This window comes from Enterocloster sp. OA13 (genome assembly GCF_022440595.1).
GTDB lineage: Bacteria > Bacillota > Clostridia > Lachnospirales > Lachnospiraceae > Enterocloster > Enterocloster hominis.
Genome location: NZ_JAKNTF010000001.1, coordinates 3622020 through 3645710 on the forward strand (window position 1 = coordinate 3622020; position 23691 = coordinate 3645710).

The following is a 23691-nucleotide window of genomic DNA, read 5'->3' on the forward strand; positions in this document are numbered from 1 at the left end:
ACGCATTCCCCATAGAATACAATCACCGCAACCGCAGAAAATATGAATATTTCCATGAACAGTCCCTCAAACGTATGTACACTGGCCAGCTGCAGCATATCATCCAGGATTAGGATTCCATAAAAGGATAAGAGGACATAAAGGGTACTTCCGGTCAATATATGGAAAAAACCACCTCTCCTGATTTGTTTTCCCGATACACTGGCAGCTTTTATCATTGCAAACACCCAAAAGCTGCTGAGAATCGATTTAATGGAATATACGCTAAAACCAAATGGGGGCAATTTGTGATTATGTAACAGAGTCCACCAGTTTCTTCCAAATAGGTACAGAAATATAAGAGGTATAATCAGATAAATGATACTCTTTTTCCTCTGCCCAGAGATGAAACACTTAATTCCTGTAATCAATCCGCAGCTTCCAATCAAGGATCCAAGTGCTGCAGTCATATAAATCAATGCATCAACCCTTTCCCCCTGTGACCACTGATAGACCAGCTGTAACAATGTAAACAGGATAAGCATACCGGCTGCTGATAAGATGCTTATTTTTTCAACCAACGGATAACTGTTCCATCTCAACTTCCACTTCGTTCTGTAATTTGTATACAGCATGATTTTGCCCCGCTTTTACATTAAATTGATAGTATCCCCTTGCCTGCTTTTTTCCTGAATACAGTCCAACCGTTGTTATTTCCAAATCACTTTCAGAAATTCGTAGCAGAACCCCACTGCCTTCCGTCCACATGGACGGTACATACACTTCCCCTGTATGCATTGTGGTTTTACGGATGCTTCCAACATTCAGATACAGATTCTCCCTAAATTCATCCCATTCCACACAGCCAGAAAGATTATTCAAAGAAAAATGTGTATGACCAGAGATAAAAATAATATTACGATGGGTATCCAGAATATGCTGCAGCCTGTCATCCCTGCTCAGATAAGGCGCGTCTTTTCCTGGTTTCCTCTGTGGATTATGATTAAGAAGCGGGGCATGACAAAGGATGATATGCCACTTCAAACCCTTTGTCTCATCCAGATGGTTTGAAAGCCATTCCAGCTGCCTGCCCTCATGGAATACAAAACGGCGAAAATGTGATACACATTGAATACCGATGATTTCCATATGCTCTTCCATTGGCACGGCATAGGCGCCGCTGACATCCTGATTCCAGACAATGCCCACAGATTCATTCCGTTCCTTCATCCATTTTTGAAACATTGGATATCCGCCCTGTCCCTGCTTTCCAATAGAAGGGGTTGGTTTCAGCGGGATATCGTGATTGCCCGCAACTGTGTAAATAGGGAGGAAAATACCGTATCTTCTCCAATTTTCCATCACGCAACTTTTCAAGAACTCAAACTGCTGTTCACTTCCATCATTCACTGTATCTCCCGCCAAAAGAAGTCCGTCTGATCCTGTTGCAAAATCATACAGCTTCTCAAAAGGCGTTGCTTTATTGGATATATGCAGGTCACTGGCAACCGCGAAACAGTAACTCTTAGCAGAAGTTTTTCTTATCTCTCCCGGTATGAATTGCAGACACTCCCTTATCTGGCTGCAGTCCTCTGAGACCGCACGGCAGAGGACCGATACAGCAGTCTCCGGGATTGCCCTCTTGCCCGAAAAGTCAAAACTCCCACTGCCCGATATCAGCGGAACATATGCAAACGGTGTCCAGTCCGGCAATGCATGTCCCTCTTTATCTGCCCAGAAAAGTACTGCCATCATGAAACCTGGTGCAATAATCCGATATCCCCCATCCGCACCATCTGGATTTTTAAGCTTAATCATCAAACGGAGTTCATTCATTTTACAAATCCTTTCCTACTATTTGCGCCTAACATCCGAAAAATCATAATAAATGGATGGGAGTATCCATTCCCGTTCAGTTACCGGCTTCCCTGCTGTCATAGTAAAATTTAAAGTCATTCTTTAATAATTGGGTTCCCTTTTTTTCAACTGTTATCAGATACACCATACCATCCGGAAAAGTCCGGGTCTTCTCCATCCATTTCATATCGTACTCAAGAATCAACTTTACCATACACATAAGATTACTAGGTGTTGCAATCACAAATAAATGCTCGTAATCCTTCCAAAGCAGATCTTCCGGAAACAAAAGACTCTGATAACATGGAATATTACGTTTTGTAAGACCCAGTACTGCGTCTAAAAGCTGAAATGCTTCCTGATTCAAATGTGAATTCTTCATCCATACTGCGGCTTTATCAGAAAGATCCCCAAATGCAATTCGCTTAATATAGGTATCCAGTTTCTGTGCTTCCTGTTTTATGTATGCAGGATGATTACTAAGAAAATAAATATTCATGTTTTCCCCTTCCATATATTTCCTTTAAATATCCGTAAAATATGTGCATCCAACTACTTGAATCAAAACCGCTCCAACCTGCCGCGCACTTCTTTGATATACCGCTTGCTTACCGGAATCTGGCTTCCATCCAGCAGCAGGAGCATATTCCGGTTCTTATCAAAAGCAAGAACCTTGGACATATTTACAAGGAAACTCTGATGTACCCGCAAAAAAAGATCCGTGTCTTTTTCCAATCTCATCTGTGCCGCATCCAGCTTTCCCGGAACTTCATAAATCTGGCCCGATACCATGGCAAGAAGCAGAATGGTCCGCTGACTCTGGATATAAAAAAGCATGTCATAGGGAATTACGTAGGCAAACTGCTTACTGTCCCACTTAAAACACTGGCGCTGTGCCTCCACAGCAGCACACATATCCTCAATCTGCTTTTTCCAAATCAGGATACGCTCCTGTACGCTTTCCACATGACGCATCACCGCCACAGGACGGGCCGCAAAATAGGGTTGCAGATTAACCGCAGTTCTTCCATAAAACACAATCTGGCAATAGACATTGCTGTTTAATATCCACTTTCCGGTACGGACAGCAGCCATGGTATGGTTTCCCACATGAAGAAAAGCCATATGCGCCTCTTTCCCGTGACGTCCCACAACTTCTTCAGTTTCAACTGAAATCCAGTCCACCTGGAATTCACAGTCCATCTTCCAAGCCATCTCTGACAGAAGCTGTCTCAGCCACATCTGCCTTTCTTCGTCCCCGTCACATACCATGATTGTAAACTGTTTCATCCCCATCAGTCTTTTATCCCCGTAAGCTTGCAATATGTTTCGTACTGTTCCGCCAGTAAAAGTTCCTTTAACGCCCTATGATACTGCCTTATCCCATCTCTCAGCCTCTGAGTCCTCCCCTCCCCCGCCGGTTCCCCAGCCTCCTTAATCACATAAGCCAAGGCTTCCTCATGCAGCTTTGCCGCCTTTTGGTATCTGTTTTTTTCCTCCTGGCTCTTTGAAGTAAGCAACTGCGGCGTATGATAATCCTTATCACAAAACCCGGGATGGTACATCAGGTTCTGGACACGGACCAGCCTTCCCTGGGGATACAACACAACGGCCTCATACTGAGGTTTCCAGATTTCCAGTCCATTCTCCTTAATCCGCATACGATGATAAAGAAAATGTACACACAGTTCACCATTTATTAAAGAAAACGCAGGATACAGCATTCCCTGTTCCAAAGGAATCATTTTCCCCAAAATATCATTTCCCTGCACATTAACCATAAATTGTTTCCATTCCATATGTTCCTCCTTAATCACGGTGCGCAATCAGCAGATAGTTAAGACCCGTAGACCATGCGTCTTTAAAATTATCATAAGAAACTTCCTTCAGACAGCCATCCGCTATCCCCGGGTCATTGATAATGACCTTCTGATTCACCTCGTCCACGGTTACAATTTCAATGGCGTGATTAGATGAAAAAAATGGGTAGTAGTCGCAATATTCGGTGTTAAGTGCACAATCGTTCACCGTAACAATCATCCGCTCGTCCTGTCGGGATGCCTGTAAAATATCATCGAAAGAGGCCGCCATTTTCTCCGTCGTACGCACTCCATACAGTTCCAGAAGATTTCCTATATCCTCTTTCAGGGTACCCTCACCCGGCACATACCAGCCATGATTCATGGCTGCAAATCTCATTTCATCCTCTGTTTCCATAACTTTCGTATACTCATTAAGAATGAACTGCTGGGAAACAACCGCACAGGTATCATCATACTTCTGCATATGCCATTCCTTTGCGGCCTCGTCCGCATCATGTATGCCAATCTGCTCTCTTTCCCGCTCCTGTATCATCTTTTCCAGCAAGGGGGACCGGATTGTTTCCCGGAGCGTGCCGTCCTCCATCCTTTCCCTGGAAATATGGACACCGCTGTTTTCCTGCCCTTCCCGTTCTGATTCCTGCAGGTTTTCCTTCATCTTTTTCCATTCTTCTGAATCCTGTTCTCCGGACTCAGGTTTCTCCTCAAGATTATTAAGGATGCTTTCCCACTCTAAATCCGTCTCCTTTGCAGGATTCGTGAGGTCAACAATCTCTTCCGGTTCAAAATACTCAAATTCAGAACTCATACTTCCATCTCCTTTGGCATAAGCATTCCCTGCTCCACAAGCTTTCCGTCATGGTACCATGCCGGTTTGAATACTGTACACACAGTCCCGTCTACCGGGACAGAGGATGCCAGATACAGATAATCCCTCAGCACCCGTGCACTTGTCTTTAGTTCCTGCTCCTGTGAACGGTAAATACCTGCTTTCCCAATCAGTTCCAGCAAATGCTTTGCCGTTACTTGATACGTTGCTATGCCCGCATTTTCCCCTATATCCAGTTCGCTTAAAAAAGCGGTCCGAAACCTATCCTGACTTTCCAGATGTCTGACCCTTCCGCACCACTCCAGATACCCGTCCCGGTTATCCAGTTCCGGTTTTAATACAGACTGATACAGACTCTCATACAGACCATCAAAAATCCCTGCATTTTCTGCTATTCCGCAAACCAGCAGCTTCTCCAGTTCCTGTCGGCGTAAGGCAGTCCGTTTCATTTTTCTAAGTTTACAGATTGCTGCTCCTGCCGCAATTACCGCTGCCATCATAACAAACGAGGCCGCCGCCCTTATTATACTACTTCCCATTTTCCCTCTTTTCTGCTAATTGCTAGAGACTCAAGTGAACCCAGGCCGCCGCATCATCCTTATCGCCATAGACAATGGCATGACCAACCGGAAGAGCTGGGATTAATGCTTTCTGCTCCTCCCTAAGAGCCAGACTGGATGCCATGGCCTGGCAGTCATCAGGAGCTGTCATACGGTGGACGATTTTATAGTTGGTATTCTTAATTGCATCCGGAATCAGACGGCTGGGTACCTGGTCCACAATCATCAGCCCTTCCCCATAGCTGCGTATTTCCGACAGCATATTGCTGAACAGATTGGCTACCACCTGCTGGGGATTGCCAGTACCGCCAGCATCTGATTCCGGCTTCATCAGCACATTATGCGCCTCCTCCACCAGTGTCAGGTGTAAAAGTTCGTTCCTGTCAGCGCGGGAACGGTATTCTGCGCTGTTCTCATAGATGGATTTACGGTATTCATACAGACTCAACATCAACAGGGACATAATCAATGCCTTATCCTTTGCGGAAGAAATACCGCTTATATTGATTATTGTGGGATGGCTGAACAGGCTGTCATAATCAGTGGAACGACCCACAGCCAACAGGCGTCCTCTGGTTCCCCTGTTTAAATACTGGAAACGCGTTTCCAGACAGGCCATCAGATTATCCTTCACTTTTTGCTCATAATGTTTCTTATCCATTACTACTCTTGCCATCTTCGTCAAAAAATCCAGTGTCGGATATTTTTCCTGCTGTTTCATAGGAAAACCATTTACAAATTCCTCCCCGTAAAAACCGCGATAGAGATTGTAAACCGTTTCATCCATAAGAACCGGAAGGATATCGCTGGTGGGAAGACTGGCGTTTAATAGCGCAATCAGATTTTCACAGCGGGCCGTCATGTCAACCTTTGCTCCGGAAACTGCTGCCGGCTCAAAAGGATTCAACTGGAGCTTTTGCAACAATTCTCCGTTAAACTCCATATGTCCCGGCATAAATATCTGAAACTGCATATCTTCTGGCAGCTGTTTGTTCATCTCCATAGCCCAACGGACATAATCATCTTTAGCCGGTTCAATAATCAGCACCGGCACTTTCTTTTGCAGCAGTTCTTTTAATATCTTCTTTCCACTAGTACTCTTTCCAGAACCAGTGCTTCCCGTAATAAGTGCATGCCTTACCAGGACATCAGGTTCAATCCGGTATTCATTTTTCTGCTCCACTCCCATATCCACTATCTTACCGAGACATATGGTATCCCCCTCTGTCACAGGCGGGTTATTGGCAAAGCGGACAGCTGTCTTAACAAAACGCAGTCCCGGAACGTCACGCCTTGGCAAAGAAGTAGTCAGGGCCAGTTCTTTGGTGTTCATAGGAGTACTCAGATATTGATAATTGCGTCCGAATACATGCCATTCCACCTCCTCCGACATTCCATCTGCATTTGCATTGTAAAGGGGAATCATGTTAAAACCGCCCCGGACAATATCTATGGCTCCTGATTTTTCATTCAGCACATGAAGGCGGATAGGTTCAAGATAACTCTCCCTTCCAGAATAGATGGCGCGCAACATACCATTAACCGTAGTCACATCCTTGCGGTTCTTTCCCAGGACGTAGACTCCTACATTCCAATATCCCAGATTTCGTCCCTGCTTCATCCGTTCGATATGTTTTTCCGTCAACTCTTCGGCATATTGGGCGTATTTATCCAGATAAGAAGTGTCAACAGAAAGGGAGAAGCTGCTGTTTTCCGTTTTGCTTAACTGTCCAAGTCCTACACCCAAGGCAGTTCCTAACAGTCTGCCTGCACTGCTGCCCAAAGTCTGGCCGATTACAGTTCCGACGCCCGGTGCAATCACTGTACCCACACCCGCGCCTAAGGCACCTATAATCTGTCCCAAGCCAGAACCGGCCATTTTCCCCACATCTGCTGCCGCATAAGGATTTAATCCCTTCTGACTTGATACACTGTTACTCTCATTTATGCTGATGCGCCGTTCCACATCGGAATGGATTTCGCTTCCTATGGAACGCATTTTATTGATAATCTCATTGGTACCGGCATCAGATATAGGATCTGCAATGACCAACAGGGAGTAGGGGCGATCCTCACTCTGGGTTCCCCGGATGCCAAAGGCCAGGGAATCCAACGTCTGCAACACACCTGGTTCCTTCTCGGAAAAAAATGATGGCAGGCCTGTCACTGCACCAATACAGCCATAGCCCTGCAGGGGAAAATTGATTTCCATAGCCGCCTCCATGTCTGTCAGCGACCGCAGCTCTACTCCCGGCATACTGCCGGAACTGGCTTCCTTCACCTGTTCAATGGCATCTGAGGCAATAAAGTTGGGGTTGGACGACATTGCTCCCAGATAAAGATGGGTCTTTCCCTCCCGTCTCTGCAACAGGAAGAGGAAACGATATCCCCATGCATGCAGCGAGGAAAGTACCCCCTGCCAGCGGTTGAATAAATCATAGCTATCTGAGTTATCGGGATGGACCGGCAGACGTATAACCTGGAGCCAAGTGGCTTTGAACGGCTGCGCCGATCCATCATTCTGGGGAAATATCTTACGATTACTGATATAATCCAGATAACTACGCTCCATGGAGCAGTCAAGCAGTTCCCGGTAAAAGTTATTTGGAACCTGGATTGGATTGTCGATTACTAATGTGTTAGGGTCTATTCCATGAAACAGGTCCTGAAAGCGGATGGACGGCCTCTTTTTTGAATTGCTGACTTCCATATGTATTCTCCTTATTTATTTCTTCTTATGAATTTATTATAGCATTCTGTTTTTGTAAATTTGGATATAATATACATTTCGCCTGTGAAACCGTATTTTTGTCATTTTCCATTGCTTTATAATGAAAATCAACACAGCTTAACCGAGGTAACCTCAGGTGTATCCAGATAACCGTAATCTTTTATTTTTCCTCGCCAATTAACCTGAGCTCCCCAAGTCGTATGAATAACCCGCCCATTCAACCGTACTGCAGCTGTCCGTCTTCCATCTGCAATGACATCCAAAAATTTCCCTCTGCCGTAACATAACGCAGCAACTCCAAAATTATATATCGGATAATATATAAATGGCCGGTTATCACAATCGCATACCACCATCTCTCCTTTCTTTGTCAATCCAACCAAATGGCTATCCCCTATCGAAATAGAAATAATTTTCTTCCAGTTTCCTGCCTCTGCAAGCATGGCACTGGTCATGACGGTTCCGTCTTTTTTAAGGCCTGCATACAAAGCTTCGTCGTCTGGACTCATAACAAACTGTTCCAACCCATACCAACTCCACTCATGCTCCTTAACATTTCCATATAAATGCTGGTCCTCTGCAACAGAACCATTAAACTTCCAGAGACTTCCATCTGCCCTAAAAAAGCATATACACTCCCCTGTGCCTGTCATGTACACAATATCATTAAACGGCGTCAGATTTCGTCCTGTCTCACTGCCATCCAATTCCACAATCCTTCCATCATATGTCAGCCCTATTAAATACATCAGCTGCGGAAAACCATGACGCAGAAAATCCACGAAACGGCCAGTTACTTTCTTTGCTGCAATAACAGTCTCTTGTATTCTATTTTTATTTAGATTTGTATGGAATGAGGGATAACCCCTCTTGTCTATTGCTACAAATATTTGAAATACCTCCAAGTGAAACACCTCAAGGTAACTCACTGCAATGAGTTTATCAATTTCTTTTAGATTGGAGAAAAACACATCCTGAGCCGAGCAATATACGGTTCCATCGGGTCTGACTATAGCAATATCCTCCCCGCCAACCAATAAAACATTTTGTGACCAATTCTTATAATATTTTCGCGGAAACACCAACGGTGTAGGACGCAACGGGGAAGGCACTGGTATATGCAGATTATTCAGTTCTGTTTCCAATTCTATCTTATTCCCTATCCCTGTCTCTGTCTCTGTCTTTTTCTTCGTCTCCATCTTAAAAGGAAGGAGGCTGTACACAAGTCCCAATGAAACTGTTTCCTGCGGATTCGGCAAACAGATGATGCGTTGCTTCTCAGACTGAACTCTGCTTAGAAGTGGATGGTTCAATCCTCCCCTGCTTCCGTCCAGCATATCCTTGGCAAAATACCAGTTACTGTGCCCTCCTGTGAGTATCACAAAATCCAGGTGGTTTTCGGATAATCCCTTGTCTTCCCTCTGCGCCGCCTGCAATCCGCCTTCCAGAAGCTGTCTGAAATCTAAAATGTGTCCTGAAATCATCTGCTCAAACTTGAAACGGTCAAAGCCTGGAAAGGAGGCCCCGCCGAATATCATGGAAAACGCAGCAACATATCCGCAGGTTGTCACTGTTTTTCCTTCATTCAAGTCACGTGATACCGTCTCCTCCTTCCACTTCTTTGCTGCGGAGTTTGCTGATGCTATCTGCTCCGCCTGTTCAGGCGAAAGGGACTGACCATTGCTTTTCATTCCTTTCAGATAGTCTGCCACATACTTCTCCAGGACTTTGTCAATCTCCCGGCCTCCGCAGGCCAGCCGGCTCCCCTTCACAGGCCAAGTTGCTATGATTTCATTGGAGATATCCTCAGCGTGAAGGATTCCCATAGGGTTTTCTGCCACATGGAACCGGCTAAAAGCCAAATCCGTAGTCCCTGCCCCCATATCTATCAAAAGCAGATAACCTGTCTGACCGCTCTTTATCATCCCTTTTTTTCCTAACTCACCTGACTGTTGACTAAGCACTGTATACAAGGCTGCTAATGCCTCATTCCTGGAAGTGACATTCTGAAATCCTGCTTTTATGGCTGCCTGTTCCATAAAGACACGCGTCTCGTCCTTCCATTTGACCGGATAACTGATGATGGTCTGTTCCACATCCTCTGCAGAGCCAAAGGTGCTGGACTGCTGCACATACCATGTATACAAATACGACAAAAAACGTTCTGTCAACTGCTCTGCCTGTTCTTTCTCTACCGGATTTTCACATTCCAGCTTCATCTTAAAATCTTTAAATATTTCAGCCCCCTCCATTGGTTCATCTGCATCCCGCCCGCAGGTCAGTGTCCCATCTGCATTTCTGCGCACGATTGTTACAGCCTTGGTATCTGCCTCTCCGTTCCCAAAAGTAACTCCGTTTGTGAAAAACCGGTCCCCTATGGGTTCTCCACTCTTATATCTTTTCACTTTAATCAATGATGTACTGGTCCCAAAATCAATACCAACAACTCGTATGATTTTATTTTTTCCCTTCTCTTCCATATAGTTGCACCCCATTATATTTTAGCCTGAAAAACCACATTTTTGTTGTTCTGCCTATCCTCAAATCTGATTACGATTATACTATAATTAGAATGATTTCTCAATATTGCAAATCTTTGCACAGGTATTTTCATATCAGATGCTATTATAATTTAATGTGCATCATTAGACGAATATTTTTTAAAATATCACATCATTCCATAAAAACAAAATAAAAATCCAGACAGGTGTCAAAAGATACACCCTCTGGATTTCCCCCACCGCCTATATGAGCAGACCGGACACCTCCCCCACGTAAAAGAGTGTCAGCCGGTGCATGGCTCTTGTGCAGGCAATATAGAGCAGGCTGCGGTCATAATCATCTGAATAGGTCCCTCTGTCCGCCTGCGGAACGATGACCTCGTCAAATTCCAGTCCCTTTGCCATCTGAATGGAGGTGACTGATACGCCTCCCTCATAGTGCGTGCTGTCCGGCGATATCAGTTTTATACGGTCCCCGCCGGATTGTAAACCACAGGAAAGCAGGTCATGGAATTCCCTTGCAGCCCTGTTGTTTTTCAGGATGATGCCCAGTGAAGCGTTTTCCCCGGCTTCAAATTCCAGGATTGCCTGCTTTATCTGCCGGATTTCATCCTGTTCATCCTCACAGGCTACCATGGACGGTTCCTCCCCATGGCGTTCCACCGCGTCAAGCCCTGCAACATCCCGGATGTGTTTAGCGAAATTCATGATTTCAAAGGTAGAACGGTAACTTCTGTTCAGTTCCACATAATCAGCGCCTTCGTAAATCCTAAGGATATCCTCCAGGGTGTGCGGATGATATGGATTCAGGTTCTGTCCAAAATCACCCAGTATGGTTTTCTGGCATGGGAACAGCCGGTTCATCACGGCATACTGGATGGGCGTATAGTCCTGCATCTCGTCAATAACCAGGTGCTTTGTAATGACGCTCTCCTTTACGCCCTCAAAGGCCGCTTGGAGATATAAAAATGGAAACACGTCAGGCCATTCCAAAGTTTTTCTGGCAGGCATCACGAACAGATGGGGTTTTCCAATGGATTGATAGAAGTTTTTGTACAGGGCCAGTGTACTCTTAACAGCCAGCATGGAGGCCAGGCTTTTTGCAATCCTTCCCGGGCCTGGCAGTTCATCCTCCCATATATTTTCATTCTTGAACCGGTTATGGATATCCTCTGCTGTCATGGAAATCCTCTGCCTGACAGGATATTTCCCATAAGCACGGAAACGGTCCCGTATCCATCGGGCATCTGCCGTAAAACCGCCAAAGCAGTAATCCTCTGGCACAAAAATCCAATCCTCCATGCCACTTATGTACGCATCCATCTGCCCCACAAAATCCAGCGTGGATTTAAAGCGTACCCGTTCCATCCATTTTCCATCCTCCATTTCCAGAGGGTCCTTGTCCGGTTCGAAATTGATTATCTTCTCCAGCTGTATTTCCGCAATATCCAAAAAGCCCATTTCATAGACAGGTTCCTCCCCCAGTTCCGGTATCACGTTGGATATATAGCTGCCAAAGACTTTGTTGGGGGACAGGATTGTCACGTTCCGGGCGCTTAGCTGGTTCCTGAACCGGTAGAGCAGGAATGCAATCCGGTGCAGGGCGATTGAGGTCTTGCCGGAACCGGCCACACCCTGTATGATCATGGTCCCGGTCTTCTCCCTTCGTATGATCTGGTTCTGTTCTTTTTGGATGGTTGATATGATGGACTTCATCTTTTCATCCGAAGTATGGGACAATTCCCTCTGCAGGATATCATCCTGCACATGGGCAGAACTCTCAATGGCATATTCCATGACGCCGTTTCTGATCTTGAACTGCCGTTTCCTGGTCAGTTCACCCTCAATCCGTCCCATGGGGGCATCATATCCCGCCGGGCCAACCTCATAATCATAGAACATACTGGCAACCGGCGCACGCCAGTCAAAAATCAAAGGCTCATTTCCATAATTAAATGCAGATGGCCCTATGTAAAACCTGGCAGGCGCCGCGCTGTCCCCGCCCTTAAAATCAATCCGGCCAAAATAGGGGGATTCCCTGAGCCTAGCAAGCCTGTCACGTATGTCCACGGCAAATGCGCCGGTCTGGTCTGTCTGTTTGAGAAGCAGTTCATTCTGAAACATTTCATGAGGGTCAATCTCACCCCTGTTTTCCGCCATGTAGCGTTTCTCATCCCGGTACTCCCTGTCTATGCGTCTTACATCGTCCCGGGCTTTTTCCAGCGCTTCATCCAGCTTGTGGCTGATTTCAGAAAGATAGGCGGCTTCTTCAGGAAATATAATACCCTTTTCTGTTATCTGGTCATTACTCATTGTCATCCTCCTTCCGGACTACCATTATACAAAGATCCGGAAGACGGCGTTTAATCATTCTTGCTGTTTTATGCCAGGGTTCCCAATGCGGATTTCTTCCCAGTGCGGACATCCTACACTCCCAAAACATGGGAACTTCAAATAGATGGAATCTTTATGCCAGTTCCCATGCTTTCCAATGGAATCTTTATTCCGTTTGGCATTATCATAATATCAGCCAAAGAGATGAAAGGAGGCGAATCCACTATGAAAAAACAGACAAGAGAGGATTTAATGGGATTGGCGTTCATGTTCCTTCTGTTGATGACTGCAGTAGGTGTAAGGGCCTATATCTGGCTCTGACAGCAGCCGTGACCACATATAAAAAGTAACGGTCCTGATGCACCATCACATCAGGGCCGTTACCTTCTGCACTCTTCCTCAATCCGTTTTATAATCATCTCAAACTCGTCCGGGGCTGGCTGTGGTACGTCTTCATCCCTTACATGTTCTTCTGCCCACTGGAATTCCTTTAACAGTTCTTCCTCCTGCCCAATCTCTTTCCACTTCATATCCGCCGCCTCCTTCTACTATTATTGTAAAACACAGGCGGCTATATAGATAGAGCAAACTTATTACATTTGTTGAAATATTTCCTAAAATGAAACGAAAGACTTTTTCATAATTTGTTCCTTTCACCCGCGGCTTCTGCTGCAAAATCCCGGAATCCGCCTCAGTTTCCCGGCTGTCCAGGCAAACATGCCCTGAGGCAGTTCAAACACAGCCACAATCCCCAGCACGATGGCAACCGCTGCCTTGACAGCCGCATACCCGGTATGCACGGCCAGCCCCAGCTGGTCCGTGACAAGATAATATACGGTCCAGTAAATCCCGGCTCCGGGCACCAGGGGGAATATACCGGATATCAGGAAAATAGTAACCGGACAGCGGTTTATGACAGCGGATGCCCGGGACAGGAAAATGACCACTACCGTGGCAGCAAAGGAAGAGCCTACAATCCCCCACCGGCCGGACGCCAGCACATATACGGCCCATCCCGCGCCCCCAATCACACCGCACCATGGATAGTATTTCCTCGGAACCCCGAATAACAGGGAAAAAGCAATGGTCCCGATCATTGCTGCACATACCTGAGATATCATAACAGCGCCCCTCCTGTCATCCAGCCCGCCAGTGCAAATCCCACACCCACGCCAATGGCAATGCAGAAAAACACCAGAAGGGCATCCAGCATCCTTACCGAACCCGAGATATAATCCCCGTCCGCAATATCCCTGATGGAATTAGTAAAGGGAACACCCGGTATCAGCGGCATGATGGAACCGATGACCATGAAATTCAGATGATTCCCGATTCCCGCCGAATACAAAAGGATGCATATGGCCGTGACCAGGGCGCCGCCGCTTATATTGCCCACGATTTTAGACAGGTGCGGCCCGCTTATATACAGCACATACAGATACAGAAGGACCCCGGCTGTAAATGCAACCGCACTGTCCGCTGCATTACCTCCAAACAGATAACAGAACGCTGCGCTGCCGCAGCCGGATGCCAGCACCTGCATGTGCTTTGTCTTACCAGGCATCCGTTTGATATCATCCAGCCTTCCTGCCACCTCGCCGATGGTGTATCTGCCCTCTTCTATCTCCCTGGACAGCTGGTTCACCGCCGCCACACGGTCCAGGTGGGTGCCGCTGACCGGTATATGCTCCACCTTTGCAAATACAGGCTCATTCCTATTCCCCACGGTTACGAATATGCCGTTGGTCAGCACAAAGGCATTGCCGGAATGTACCCCATAGTACTGGCAGATACGCTCCATTGTCTCCTCTACCCTGGATATCTCAGCCCCATTTTCCAGAAGCAGATGGCCGGCCTGCAACGCGGCCTCCATTACTTCCTTTTCCCTGCTCTCCTCCACGGATGTCCCTCCTGATTACAGAAAAGATTGATTCAGCCCCGGACTGGCCGGAGGCCTGTATCATACTGCTGATATCATATCACAGGGAATGGGTTGGCGCCATACCTTGTTTCATCCAAACTGCGCAATGCGGTACTAAGTATTGGAAATTTCCTTTTCAATTGTCCTGGGCTTCCCCATTTCATCCAGAGCCACATAGACAAACAACGCCTCTGCCACAAGGACCTTATCCACCTTTTCATCTCCCTTGACGCCTCTGTGCTGTGAATCCATGCTGACATCTATCTTTACCCTCAGGGATGTATTCCCCACTGCCGTAACAGCTCCGGCCACCTCTATGAATGCCCCCACTGGAATGGGTCTTAAAAACTTCATCCCTTCCACCGCCGCCGTGGTGACCTCGGGACCTGCAAACCGCTTTGCCGCGATTCCTGCCACCTCATCCATCCATTCCATCAGCATACCGCCAAACAGCACCCCTCTGAAATTTGTCATGGACGGCATCACGGCCCTTGTCATGATTGTCATATCAGACATCATTTTCCCACCTCCTTCCCACTTCGGACCTTCCTATGAAAGTGCAAAGCCAAAATCATACCATCTATGGTGTTCCAGCATCATAAGTTCCGTGCTTGGGGATTGTTCCCGGACCGCATTCCCCAATGCCCTCAGATACTTATCCATCTGAAACACACCGTCTTCAATAAAAACCTTCTGGTTCTCCTCACTCATATCCTTCATTGCCTCTGGAACCATCCTGAAAAATCCTTCTGTAAAATCATAGTGGTGGGGAACCACGATTTTTGTTCCCATTGCCTCCACCAGTTCTGCAAATTCCCTAAAATCCTGCTTCGGACTGACATGCATCAGGGATATATCGGAGCGTATTCCTCTGAGCCGGTTCTTCTGGTCCGGCGATGTCATACCGGCCCATACCATGATCCGCGTTCCGTCACAGAGGGTCAGACGGTAATTGTTAAGCTCCAGGTTTCCATACCAGTCCGACAGGCTCAGGCTTCCGTCCGGATTACGGAATTTCCTGCCTGCCCGGTAATACCCCCTTGGCGACTCCGTATGGCGGCCTGCAAACACCTCCACTTTCAAATCATCCATTTCATAAACCTCGCTGCTTCTCACCCGGAAGATACGCGCGCAGTTAATATCCTGCCATTGGCACAGCGGGTCCGCGGACAAATCCCCCACGAAAAGAATGACCTCCGGGAACTTCTTCTGGATCCTTGCCACATCTGCCGCATGGTCAATATGGATATGACTCAGAAAAAGGTAATCACACCGTTCAATTGCCTCTATATCCATTGGATGGCACACCACCCCGTCAACCTCCCCTGACAGAAACGGGTCCAGGAGGATGTGTTTCCCATTGGACATGACGATTTCAAACCCGGCGGTGTTGATCCAGCGGATTTTTCCTCCGTTATTTAATTTGGGGACAGTCCCGGCTTCCCCTTCATTGCCTTGTCTTGACATGGTGTTCATTTCTCCTTCCCAAAATATACTATACATCCATCATAATATAAAATCCATCCCATAAAAAGGACGCCGGAACGGCTGTCATGCCGGACCCAGCGTCCCTGCTTCCATCCTTGTCAGATGGTGCATCTGTTTTACCGCATGAACAGCGGGTACAGCAGACCAATCCATATGACCATCAACGCCCCTCCAATCCGGGTGGAGATGGATGCAAATGCCAGCAGGTTCATACGGTTGCCGGCTGTCAGTACCGCTATGTCTCCGGAACCGCCGATGTTGCAGCAGCAGAGCCCGGCCGTGATGCCTGCCTCATACGGATACAGTCCTGCCAGACGCCCGAAGATCATGGCTCCGATAAATGCCCCAAGCACACCAAGCACAATGACCACCAGCACCCCAAGGCTGAAGAACTTGGTCAGGTCGGTGATGTTCAGGGAACAGATCCCGATACCTGCAATCAGCATGGGAAGGAGGGCCTTCAGTGCGAAGTTCATGGAATACACGCAGTTATCAGCAAACTCATCCGGAATGATGCCTGTACATTTTACAATGATTGCAAGGATGATGGTCCATGCAAGTCCGGCTATGTTGTTTAATACCGGAAGGCTTCCCAATACATTACCTGCCAGATAAAAACACAGGGACATGAAGATCCCGCTTCCCAGATTCACATAATTCGCACTGGTTGCAGGGCGCTTCACTTCCTTCATCGCCTCCTCAGATGCCTGGGATCCGGCCTTGAGGATCTTGCCCTTGCCGTTCCATCCAGGAATCTTCTCAGTAACAGCGCCTCCAATGGCAGCAAATAATACGGCCAGCACATTGGCAATGGACGCATAACAGAGGAACTGTCCTGCAAGACCGGTCATGTCCGCGCCTGCAAGGCTGGAATAAAGTGCCGGAAGCGTGGTGATCGCGCCGCCTGAACCGCCGGACATACAGGGGGCGCCTACATAGAACAGGCCGTCAGCCCCGCCGAAGCCGGTAAGCATGCCGCCAAGCACACATGCGCCCAGGGCAAATACCTGGCTTCCCAGGATGGCCGGCATATACCTGGCGGTTGCGCTTAAAAGTACCTTCCTGTCCATGACCAGGATGGAACCGACTAAAAGCAGCGCAATGTACATGTCCTGGAACCCGCCCTTCATCCACACCTTGGCTCCGTTCACCAGCACCTCAGGTATCAATCCCAGATGGTTCATCAGGGAAGCCCCGAACAGCGGAAGCAGACAGGCGCCGCCCAGATAACTGCTGACAATGGGAATCGTATTGCCCAGCCAGAAGAAAATCCCGCCGATTGCCATAAGGAACGCCCATGTCTGGATAAAACTGGTCGCCATATAGGTGCCTGCATCATTGGAATAAATCTTTACCGTAGGCATGAACCCGCCGTAGGTGACAACCATTACCACTATGAAAAATGGCAGGAAGTATTTTAAATTCAAACCGCACACACTAAAATCCACACGCTTTTTTTCGCTCATTGTTCTCCCTCCATAAAGAGATTGTATTTTATCTTTGCCATAACTTCAACTGTTACTGCACATCAAATCCATTCCATACCGGGATTCCCGTATATGCCTTTGCATTTTCCTCCCCATTCAGGACGCGCAGGGCGCCTGCCGCAAGGGCCTCCATCTCGAATTCCCCTGCCATCACGGTAATGGGCGCGATAAACTTAAGCATACCGGAAAGTTTTTCCACCAGATATCCGTCATGGGAAATACCTCCTGTGAAAATGATCCCGTCCACATTCCCTTCCAGCACCGCTGCCATGGAACCGGCGTATTTTCCAATCTGGTATATCATGGCATCATATACCAGCTTTGCATATGTATTCCCCTGTTCCATCATGGCGCGCACTTCCCTTGCGTCGGAGGTCCCAAGATGGTCAACCAGACCGCCTGTTTTGGTGATTTTTTCATACAGTTCCCCCTCCGTATACTTCCCGCTAAAGCAGGCCTTCACCACATCCTTGACCGGGATGGCGCCGCATCTGGTGGGTGCCATGGGGCCGTCCCCCTGGGCAATATCGTTAGAGTCCACCATCTTACCCTTTTTATGGGCCGTGACTGATATGCCCCCTCCGATATGGCAGATAATCAGGTTCATTTCCTCATACTTCTTTGCCACCGATGCCCCATAGCGGATGCCGATTTCCTTCTGGTTCAGGGCATGGATCCTGCTTTCCCTGTATACCCCCTTCCATCCGGTTACCCTGGCCAGATCACTGAACTCATCCACATCCGGCGGATTCACCACAAACGCGCTGCCGCCATATGTTTTTGAAAATGCATCTGCCAGCTGCGCACCCAGCATGGCCGGATGTTTTACCGAAAACCCGGCCCTGGCATGTTCCAGAAGCGTTTCATTGATTGCATAAACCCCGCCGTCCACGCTGGCCAGGCCGCCTCCCCTGGCGGAAAAGGCATCCACACCTTCCAAAGTAACCCCGGCCTTCTTAAGTTCTTCCAGGATTGTTTCCTTCCTGTAATCAAACTGGGCGCTGATTTCCTTAAACTGTTTCAGTGCCCGGGAATCGTGGGACACATTGCTGGAAAATACGGCCTCCCCGCCTTCAAACAACGCAATCTTGGTGGATGTGGATCCCGGGTTGATTGCAAATATCTTATATGGGTTCATTGTCTGTCTACCTCCTGGTTCCCCTTCCCTATCAAAGCGGATATAACAATGGACATGTATTTATCATCCGCAGAAGCAGCCCTGGATACAAGAAGCACAGGCACCATGGCGCCCAGCACGGTTCCTCCCGTGCGCCCGCCTCCGATACAGGTAATGGTCTTGGCAGCCACATTGCCGCTTACGATATCAGGCATTACCAGCAGATCCGCATCCCCGGCAACCGGGCTTTCATATCCTTTGATACCGGCTGAGGACGGGTCCATGGCCAAATCGTAGCTGATAGGGCCTTCGATGATACAGCCTTCCACACCTTCTGCCTTAATGGCGTCTGCCTCCACGCTCTCCTTCATCTTAGGGTTCACCTTTTCCACCGCGGCTATGACAGCCACCTTGGGAGTTTCCACCCCCAGGCTGTGGAATGCGGCAACCGCGTTCTGTATGGCTGCCTTTTTCTGGTCCTTGGTGGGGTAGGTCAGAAGTCCCACATCCGTTATTCCGAATACCTTGTGGTAATGGGGACTTTCCATGAAGGCCAGCAGGCTCATCACATCGTTCTTCCGGATTCCTGTCTCCCTGTTGACCAGAACCTTCATCAGGGTGCCTGTCTCCAGCCTGCCCTTCATGATACAGTCCGCTTTTCCCTCTTTTGCAAGCTCTACCGCCTTCTTTGCACATTCCACTGGGTCGTCCACGGAAATGATCCTGGCCAGGGATGCATCGTAATCCAGGTTCCTTAAGATATCCCGTATCTCATCCTCCCTGCCAATCAGGATGGGGTTTATCATGCCGTCCTTTGCCGCATGGACGACCGCCTCCAGGGTATGTCCATCCTGGGCAGCCACCACGGCAACGGTACGCTTAACCGGTTTCTCCTTAAGCATCTGTTTTAACTGATTAAAATCCTTTATCATCCAATGCCTCCTGTTCCTCTCACTGTAATCTGCCGTACGGCTTCCCTTGGGTCGGTCACAACTCCGGCCAGCGCCGTGGCAGCCGCCACAGCCGGGCTTGACAGGTAGCTTAAGGTCTTCTTGGTTCCCTGTCTGCCGATGAAGTTACGGTTTGCAGTGGACAGGATGCGCTCATCGTCATACATCAGGCCGTAGGGCATCCCGCAGCACAGTCCGCAGCACGGGTGGCTGATGACGCATCCGGCTTCGATGAATGTCCTTATGTATCCGGCTGCGATGGCATCCTTAAACACCTTGTTGGTGGCTGGTACCACAATCACCCTCAGATTATCCGGCACTTTTTTTCCTTCCATGATTTCCGCTGCAATCCTCATATCCTCCAGGGAACCATTGGTACAGCTTCCGATATAGACCTCGTCTATCTTCGTGCCTTTGACTTCACTGACAGGATGGACATTGTCAACCCCCTGGGGACAGGATAGCTGGGGTTCCAGTCCGCTGACATCGTAGACCAGCACCTTTTCATAGACAGCATCCTCATCCACCTTCACCCAGTCAATCTCCTCAAGGGCCATGCCATAATATTCGGCTGTTTTTTCATCTGCTTCGAACAGGCCGCATTTTGCACCTGCTTCCAAGGCCATGTTGGCAACCGTGAACCTGGCCATCATGCTCATTTCCCTGGCAGCCGGCCCGGTGAATTCCAGGCTCTTGTACTGTCCGCCGTCCGCACGTATGTCGCCCAGGATTTTAAGGATTACATCCTTTGAAAGGACGCCGTCCTTAAGGTGCCCGTTCAGCACGATCTTAATGGCTTCCGGCACCTTGAACCACAGTTCACCTGTTATCAGGGCAGCCGCCATCTCAGCCGTGCCGATTCCGGAACAGAAGTTGCCCGCGCCTCCGTATGTGGTGGTGTGGCTGTCCGTTGCAGTGGCAATCTGGCCCGGTTTTGCATATCTTTCCTCATGCATGATGCTGTGGCAGATTCCCTGGCCGATATGGAGTTTCTTAATTCCGTATTTCCCTGCCAGGGCAATGCCTGCGTTGTAGTGGGCATAGTCATTCTTAGCAACCGCCGTGGGCATGCAGTGGTCGAATATGATGGTCACCTTGTCCGGATCGTCTATTTTCCCTGCCCCCATTTTCTCCAGGGTATCATAGAGATAAGGGGTGTAGATGTCATGGATCATGAACATGTCCGGATGGGTAATCACGATGTCACCCGGCTGCACATGGTCCAGGCCAGCATTGTTCTTAAGCAGTTTTTCCGCCATGGTATAACCGCTTTTACGTTTCTGTGCATCATCCAGCTCCCTGCGGACCGGCTTCTTAATACCGGCCCGGATCCTCATCTTGGTGTCTTCTATGAGACCTCCATGCTCCACGATGGCCAGCAGGTTTTCCGGTACGGTTCCCACAGGGAATGCCTTTCCGTTGACCCGGACACATTTTCCCACTTCCACCGTGACCATGTCCCCGCCCTCACAGTAATCCTGGATTCCATCACACTGAATCAGCAGGATTCCGCTGTTGAATGCATTGCGGAAGAATATCCTGGCAAAGCTTTTGGCAATGATGCAGCGGACACCGTTGGAGGACAGGACCGTTGCGGCCTGTTCCCTGGAGGAGCCGCAGCCAAAGTTGCTTCCGGCCACCAGGATATCACCCGGCTGTACCGTGGAGCCAAACTCAGGCTTTAAAAGTTCAAACGCGTACTTTTTCATCTCTTCAATGGTTGGGATGGTGCCGCGTTTTCCGGGAATGATGGTATCCGTATCAATGTCATCCCCAAATTTCCATATCTTTCCTTTGAATTCCTTTTCCATTGTCCCTGCCCTCCTATGCCTGGCCGCCTGATGAATCATCCATGGCCGCCTCTGTATCAAATGATGCCGCCATGATGGTTTCCACGGAAGCTGTCATCACCTGGGCATCCTCACATCCCATGGCGCCTGCGAATGTATATAGCCCGGTTGTGAGCAGCAGTTCTTCCGGCCCCATGGCGCCCGCGCCCTGGGGAACCACGCTGTGGTCGCCTGCCGCACTGATCTGGGCGCCAAAATCAATGAATGCTGTGATGATTCCCTCTTCCATGGCCTTTATGTAATCTGCGCTTGTGGCCGGGCAGACCGTAAGACGAAAGCCCAGCTTCAGTTTCCGTCCCTCCATCATCTTTGCTGCAATCCGCAGGCTTTCCATGATCCCGCCATTGCAGCCCCCTATCTGTCCGGCGTGGACGCGGCGGCCTTCCAGCGCCGAAGCAGGCTGGAACCCTGCCTTTATCTGGGAATTCCTGTCACTGCACGGCATTCTCAGCATGGGGATTACCTGTCCCAGATCAAGGACGCAGTCAGCTGTTCCCTCTTCTGTCCAGAACGCGGTATACGCCCCCGTGTCACATGCCATATGGCACAGAACGGTTTTTTCATGGTCCGTCAGGCTGCCGCCAATGAATTCAATGGCCTTGCCCTGTATATCCGCCTGCTCCTTTAGGAAACAGAGGGCCGCATCTATGATGCCGCATCCCTGCGCAAGGCTTCCTATCACCTGTACGCCCACGGTATCCGGGACTTCCACATGGTATTTTCCCGATGCCAGCACCCTGGAAAGCTCCGTGTTGCTGATGCCGATTCCCAAGGCCCCCATGGCGCCTAATACAGAGCTGTGCCTGGTACCGGTGACCACAATCTGGCCCGGCTTTATCTCTTCCTCCATCAGATACCGGAGCGCGGTTCCTTTTGCCTGGAGGAAACGGGTATCATATTTTCTTGAAAATCCCAGGATTTCCCCAAAAATCCTGGCATCCTCAGGCGAACCCGAAGGTACGTTGTGGTCATACATGACCAGTACCTTTTCAGGTTCAGCCACCTGGGTGACGTATTCCGTTACCCCATGTGGGAATCCGTTGGTAATCAGTATCATATCCGGGGAAACGGTGGCGATTTCGCCTTTTGCCGCCCCCAGAAGCTTTTCTATCATTCTTTCTCCCATTTTCCTGTCACCTCATATGATTTTATAGACATTCCCTGACAGCTTCCCCGATGGCGGCCGTGTCCGCTGTCTGTTCCCCGCCGGACCAGCACGGGCGTCCATGAATCCCCTGTTCCATCACAATGGACACCGCCCGTTTCATGCCTTCTGCTTCCCGGACAAGTCCAAAGGAATACTCAAGCATCATGGCCGCTGCCAGGATCATCCCCACGGGATTGGCCCTGCCCGTACCTGCCAGTTCCTCATGCACCTGGTGAAGCTGGTTGGGACAGTAAATCCCTTTCCTTTCCGCATTCAGGCTGCCGGCCGGAAGGAATTCCCCTGCACCGGTAAGCCCGGCAGCCTCATCTGCAATGATGTCGCCAAACACATTGGATGCCACGATCACATCAAACGCATCGGGCGAGCTTACCAGCTTAAATGCCCCATGATCCACCAGCATGTGCTCTAGTTCAATCTCCGGGTAATCCCTGTGGGTTTCCTCCAGTATCTGGCGCCACAGGACGCTGCTGGACAGCAGGATTGCCTTGTCCAGGCTTGTGACCTTCCTCTTCCTGGACGCGGCCAGCTGGAAGGCCAGTCTGGCAGAATCCCGTATGAGGGTCTCATCGTAGCTTTCCGTATCCCATGCAGCCCTTACATTGCAAAGGTTGGAGGATTTTCCCTCCGTGGTGAACATGCCTCCCGCAATGTCCCGTATGATCAGGATATCCATTCCTTTCTTGCGTATCTCCTCCTTAAGCGGACACAGTTCCCTGAGGGCTTCTGCAAAAAAGCAGGGACGTATGTCGCTTCTCAGGCAGAGTCCTGTCCTCAGAAGTCCAAGGATGCTTTCCGGCCTTTCCTCAAACTTCAGTCCCGGATGCCTTCCCACTGCAAGCTTGCCCATAAGTATGCTGTCTGCTTCCAGACAGGTTTTAAGGCTCTCCCGCGGCAGGGGACATTGTCCCCGGTCAAGGGCCGCGGTTCCGGCTATGGCTTCCGTGAACTGAAAGCTGCGGCCGTATACTTCCCCTGCCCGTTTCAGGGTCAGCACTGCCTCCCTGGTGATTTCATATCCAACGCCGTCACCGGGAATAAGGGCAATGGTATAAATCCTGCTGCCATTCCTTAAGGACACAATGTCATCCATCCTTTCCTC

General features: G+C 48.9%; 20 protein-coding genes. All 20 read right to left on the reverse strand.

The genetic code is table 11. The features are described 5' to 3' along the window. Positions 1 to 552 precede the first annotated feature (552 nt). Positions 553 to 1815: a metallophosphoesterase family protein gene (locus MCJ35_RS16095; RefSeq protein WP_025486420.1), complete on the reverse strand. Its 1263-nt coding sequence runs from the start codon at positions 1813 to 1815 to the stop codon at positions 553 to 555. A gap of 76 nt (positions 1816 to 1891) precedes the next feature. Next, complete coding sequence (locus tag MCJ35_RS16100) at positions 1892 to 2335, reverse strand: hypothetical protein (protein WP_155858489.1); 444 nt, start codon at positions 2333 to 2335, stop codon at positions 1892 to 1894. A gap of 62 nt (positions 2336 to 2397) precedes the next feature. Next, positions 2398 to 3132, reverse strand: coding sequence for a LytTR family DNA-binding domain-containing protein (locus MCJ35_RS16105; protein ID WP_025486418.1), 735 nt, complete (start codon positions 3130 to 3132; stop codon positions 2398 to 2400). Beyond that, a complete protein-coding gene (locus MCJ35_RS16110) occupies positions 3132 to 3635 on the reverse strand; it encodes a hypothetical protein (RefSeq protein WP_025486417.1) in 504 nt (167 codons plus the stop codon). The genes MCJ35_RS16105 and MCJ35_RS16110 overlap by 1 nt, the downstream gene beginning before the upstream one ends. A gap of 10 nt (positions 3636 to 3645) precedes the next feature. Next, positions 3646 to 4464 (reverse strand): cysteine peptidase family C39 domain-containing protein, encoded by an 819-nt coding sequence (locus MCJ35_RS16115; RefSeq protein ID WP_025486416.1) that lies wholly within the window; start codon positions 4462 to 4464, stop codon positions 3646 to 3648. Then, positions 4461 to 5024 carry a hypothetical protein gene (locus MCJ35_RS16120; RefSeq protein WP_025486415.1) on the reverse strand — a complete coding sequence of 188 codons (564 nt, stop codon included), beginning with the start codon at positions 5022 to 5024 and terminating at the stop codon, positions 4461 to 4463. The genes MCJ35_RS16115 and MCJ35_RS16120 overlap by 4 nt, the downstream gene beginning before the upstream one ends. A gap of 22 nt (positions 5025 to 5046) precedes the next feature. Then, positions 5047 to 7755: an ATP-binding protein gene (locus MCJ35_RS16125; protein ID WP_025486414.1), complete on the reverse strand. Its 2709-nt coding sequence runs from the start codon at positions 7753 to 7755 to the stop codon at positions 5047 to 5049. 128 nt (positions 7756 to 7883) lie between these two features. Continuing rightward, the gene (locus tag MCJ35_RS16130) at positions 7884 to 9815 is read right to left on the reverse strand and encodes a hypothetical protein (protein ID WP_155858488.1); all 1932 of its coding nucleotides are present in this window, start codon (positions 9813 to 9815) and stop codon (positions 7884 to 7886) included. 705 nt (positions 9816 to 10520) lie between these two features. Next, a complete protein-coding gene (locus MCJ35_RS16135) occupies positions 10521 to 12590 on the reverse strand; it encodes a HelD family protein (RefSeq protein ID WP_034577867.1) in 2070 nt (689 codons plus the stop codon). A 401-nt stretch (positions 12591 to 12991) separates the two neighbouring features. Then, positions 12992 to 13141, reverse strand: coding sequence for a hypothetical protein (locus tag MCJ35_RS16140; protein WP_227796164.1), 150 nt, complete (start codon positions 13139 to 13141; stop codon positions 12992 to 12994). A gap of 123 nt (positions 13142 to 13264) precedes the next feature. Next, positions 13265 to 13732 (reverse strand): threonine/serine exporter family protein, encoded by a 468-nt coding sequence (locus MCJ35_RS16145; protein ID WP_025486410.1) that lies wholly within the window; start codon positions 13730 to 13732, stop codon positions 13265 to 13267. Next, the gene (locus MCJ35_RS16150) at positions 13729 to 14484 is read right to left on the reverse strand and encodes a threonine/serine exporter family protein (protein WP_050927294.1); all 756 of its coding nucleotides are present in this window, start codon (positions 14482 to 14484) and stop codon (positions 13729 to 13731) included. The genes MCJ35_RS16145 and MCJ35_RS16150 overlap by 4 nt, the downstream gene beginning before the upstream one ends. A 162-nt stretch (positions 14485 to 14646) precedes the next feature. Next, positions 14647 to 15051: an acyl-CoA thioesterase gene (locus tag MCJ35_RS16155; protein ID WP_025486409.1), complete on the reverse strand. Its 405-nt coding sequence runs from the start codon at positions 15049 to 15051 to the stop codon at positions 14647 to 14649. Positions 15052 to 15081: 30 nt separating this feature from the next. Next, complete coding sequence (locus MCJ35_RS16160; protein ID WP_025486408.1) at positions 15082 to 15999, reverse strand: MBL fold metallo-hydrolase; 918 nt, start codon at positions 15997 to 15999, stop codon at positions 15082 to 15084. Between the two features lie 137 nt (positions 16000 to 16136). Next, on the reverse strand, positions 16137 to 17486 hold the full coding sequence (locus MCJ35_RS16165) for a 2-hydroxycarboxylate transporter family protein (RefSeq protein ID WP_034577865.1): 1350 nt from the start codon (positions 17484 to 17486) through the stop codon (positions 16137 to 16139). A 52-nt stretch (positions 17487 to 17538) separates the two neighbouring features. Continuing rightward, positions 17539 to 18645, reverse strand: a complete 1107-nt coding sequence (gene buk, locus MCJ35_RS16170) for a butyrate kinase (protein ID WP_025486406.1) — start codon at positions 18643 to 18645, stop codon at positions 17539 to 17541. Beyond that, positions 18642 to 19556, reverse strand: a complete 915-nt coding sequence (locus MCJ35_RS16175; RefSeq protein ID WP_008718209.1) for a phosphate acyltransferase — start codon at positions 19554 to 19556, stop codon at positions 18642 to 18644. The genes buk and MCJ35_RS16175 overlap by 4 nt, the downstream gene beginning before the upstream one ends. Then, positions 19553 to 21385 carry an aconitase/3-isopropylmalate dehydratase large subunit family protein gene (locus tag MCJ35_RS16180; RefSeq protein ID WP_025486405.1) on the reverse strand — a complete coding sequence of 611 codons (1833 nt, stop codon included), beginning with the start codon at positions 21383 to 21385 and terminating at the stop codon, positions 19553 to 19555. Before MCJ35_RS16180 ends, MCJ35_RS16175 begins: the two co-directional genes overlap by 4 nt. 13 nt (positions 21386 to 21398) lie before the next feature. Beyond that, positions 21399 to 22550 carry an aconitase family protein gene (locus MCJ35_RS16190; RefSeq protein ID WP_025486404.1) on the reverse strand — a complete coding sequence of 384 codons (1152 nt, stop codon included), beginning with the start codon at positions 22548 to 22550 and terminating at the stop codon, positions 21399 to 21401. Positions 22551 to 22572: 22 nt separating this feature from the next. Then, positions 22573 to 23682: an isocitrate/isopropylmalate family dehydrogenase gene (locus MCJ35_RS16195; protein WP_025486403.1), complete on the reverse strand. Its 1110-nt coding sequence runs from the start codon at positions 23680 to 23682 to the stop codon at positions 22573 to 22575. Positions 23683 to 23691: the final 9 nt, after the last annotated feature.

What these genes read in the sequence shown, in the direction of transcription:
- MCJ35_RS16180 (WP_025486405.1), bottom strand. Translation starts at nt 21,385, where the DNA reads ATGGAAAAGGAATTCAAAGGAAAGATATGGAAATTTGGGGATGACATT.
- MCJ35_RS16125 (WP_025486414.1), bottom strand. Translation starts at nt 7,755, where the DNA reads ATGGAAGTCAGCAATTCAAAAAAGAGGCCGTCCATCCGCTTTCAGGAC.
- MCJ35_RS16120 (WP_025486415.1), bottom strand. Translation starts at nt 5,024, where the DNA reads ATGGGAAGTAGTATAATAAGGGCGGCGGCCTCGTTTGTTATGATGGCA.
- MCJ35_RS16100 (WP_155858489.1), bottom strand. Translation starts at nt 2,335, where the DNA reads ATGAATATTTATTTTCTTAGTAATCATCCTGCATACATAAAACAGGAA.
- MCJ35_RS16115 (WP_025486416.1), bottom strand. Translation starts at nt 4,464, where the DNA reads ATGAGTTCTGAATTTGAGTATTTTGAACCGGAAGAGATTGTTGACCTC.
- MCJ35_RS16150 (WP_050927294.1), bottom strand. Translation starts at nt 14,484, where the DNA reads ATGGAGGCCGCGTTGCAGGCCGGCCATCTGCTTCTGGAAAATGGGGCT.
- MCJ35_RS16195 (WP_025486403.1), bottom strand. Translation starts at nt 23,682, where the DNA reads ATGGATGACATTGTGTCCTTAAGGAATGGCAGCAGGATTTATACCATT.
- MCJ35_RS16175 (WP_008718209.1), bottom strand. Translation starts at nt 19,556, where the DNA reads ATGATAAAGGATTTTAATCAGTTAAAACAGATGCTTAAGGAGAAACCG.
- MCJ35_RS16145 (WP_025486410.1), bottom strand. Translation starts at nt 13,732, where the DNA reads ATGATATCTCAGGTATGTGCAGCAATGATCGGGACCATTGCTTTTTCC.
- MCJ35_RS16130 (WP_155858488.1), bottom strand. Translation starts at nt 9,815, where the DNA reads ATGGAACAGGCAGCCATAAAAGCAGGATTTCAGAATGTCACTTCCAGG.
- MCJ35_RS16160 (WP_025486408.1), bottom strand. Translation starts at nt 15,999, where the DNA reads ATGTCAAGACAAGGCAATGAAGGGGAAGCCGGGACTGTCCCCAAATTA.
- MCJ35_RS16190 (WP_025486404.1), bottom strand. Translation starts at nt 22,550, where the DNA reads ATGGGAGAAAGAATGATAGAAAAGCTTCTGGGGGCGGCAAAAGGCGAA.
- MCJ35_RS16095 (WP_025486420.1), bottom strand. Translation starts at nt 1,815, where the DNA reads ATGAATGAACTCCGTTTGATGATTAAGCTTAAAAATCCAGATGGTGCG.
- MCJ35_RS16140 (WP_227796164.1), bottom strand. Translation starts at nt 13,141, where the DNA reads ATGAAGTGGAAAGAGATTGGGCAGGAGGAAGAACTGTTAAAGGAATTC.
- MCJ35_RS16135 (WP_034577867.1), bottom strand. Translation starts at nt 12,590, where the DNA reads ATGAGTAATGACCAGATAACAGAAAAGGGTATTATATTTCCTGAAGAA.
- buk (WP_025486406.1), bottom strand. Translation starts at nt 18,645, where the DNA reads ATGAACCCATATAAGATATTTGCAATCAACCCGGGATCCACATCCACC.
- MCJ35_RS16110 (WP_025486417.1), bottom strand. Translation starts at nt 3,635, where the DNA reads ATGGAATGGAAACAATTTATGGTTAATGTGCAGGGAAATGATATTTTG.
- MCJ35_RS16165 (WP_034577865.1), bottom strand. Translation starts at nt 17,486, where the DNA reads ATGAGCGAAAAAAAGCGTGTGGATTTTAGTGTGTGCGGTTTGAATTTA.
- MCJ35_RS16105 (WP_025486418.1), bottom strand. Translation starts at nt 3,132, where the DNA reads ATGGGGATGAAACAGTTTACAATCATGGTATGTGACGGGGACGAAGAA.
- MCJ35_RS16155 (WP_025486409.1), bottom strand. Translation starts at nt 15,051, where the DNA reads ATGATGTCTGATATGACAATCATGACAAGGGCCGTGATGCCGTCCATG.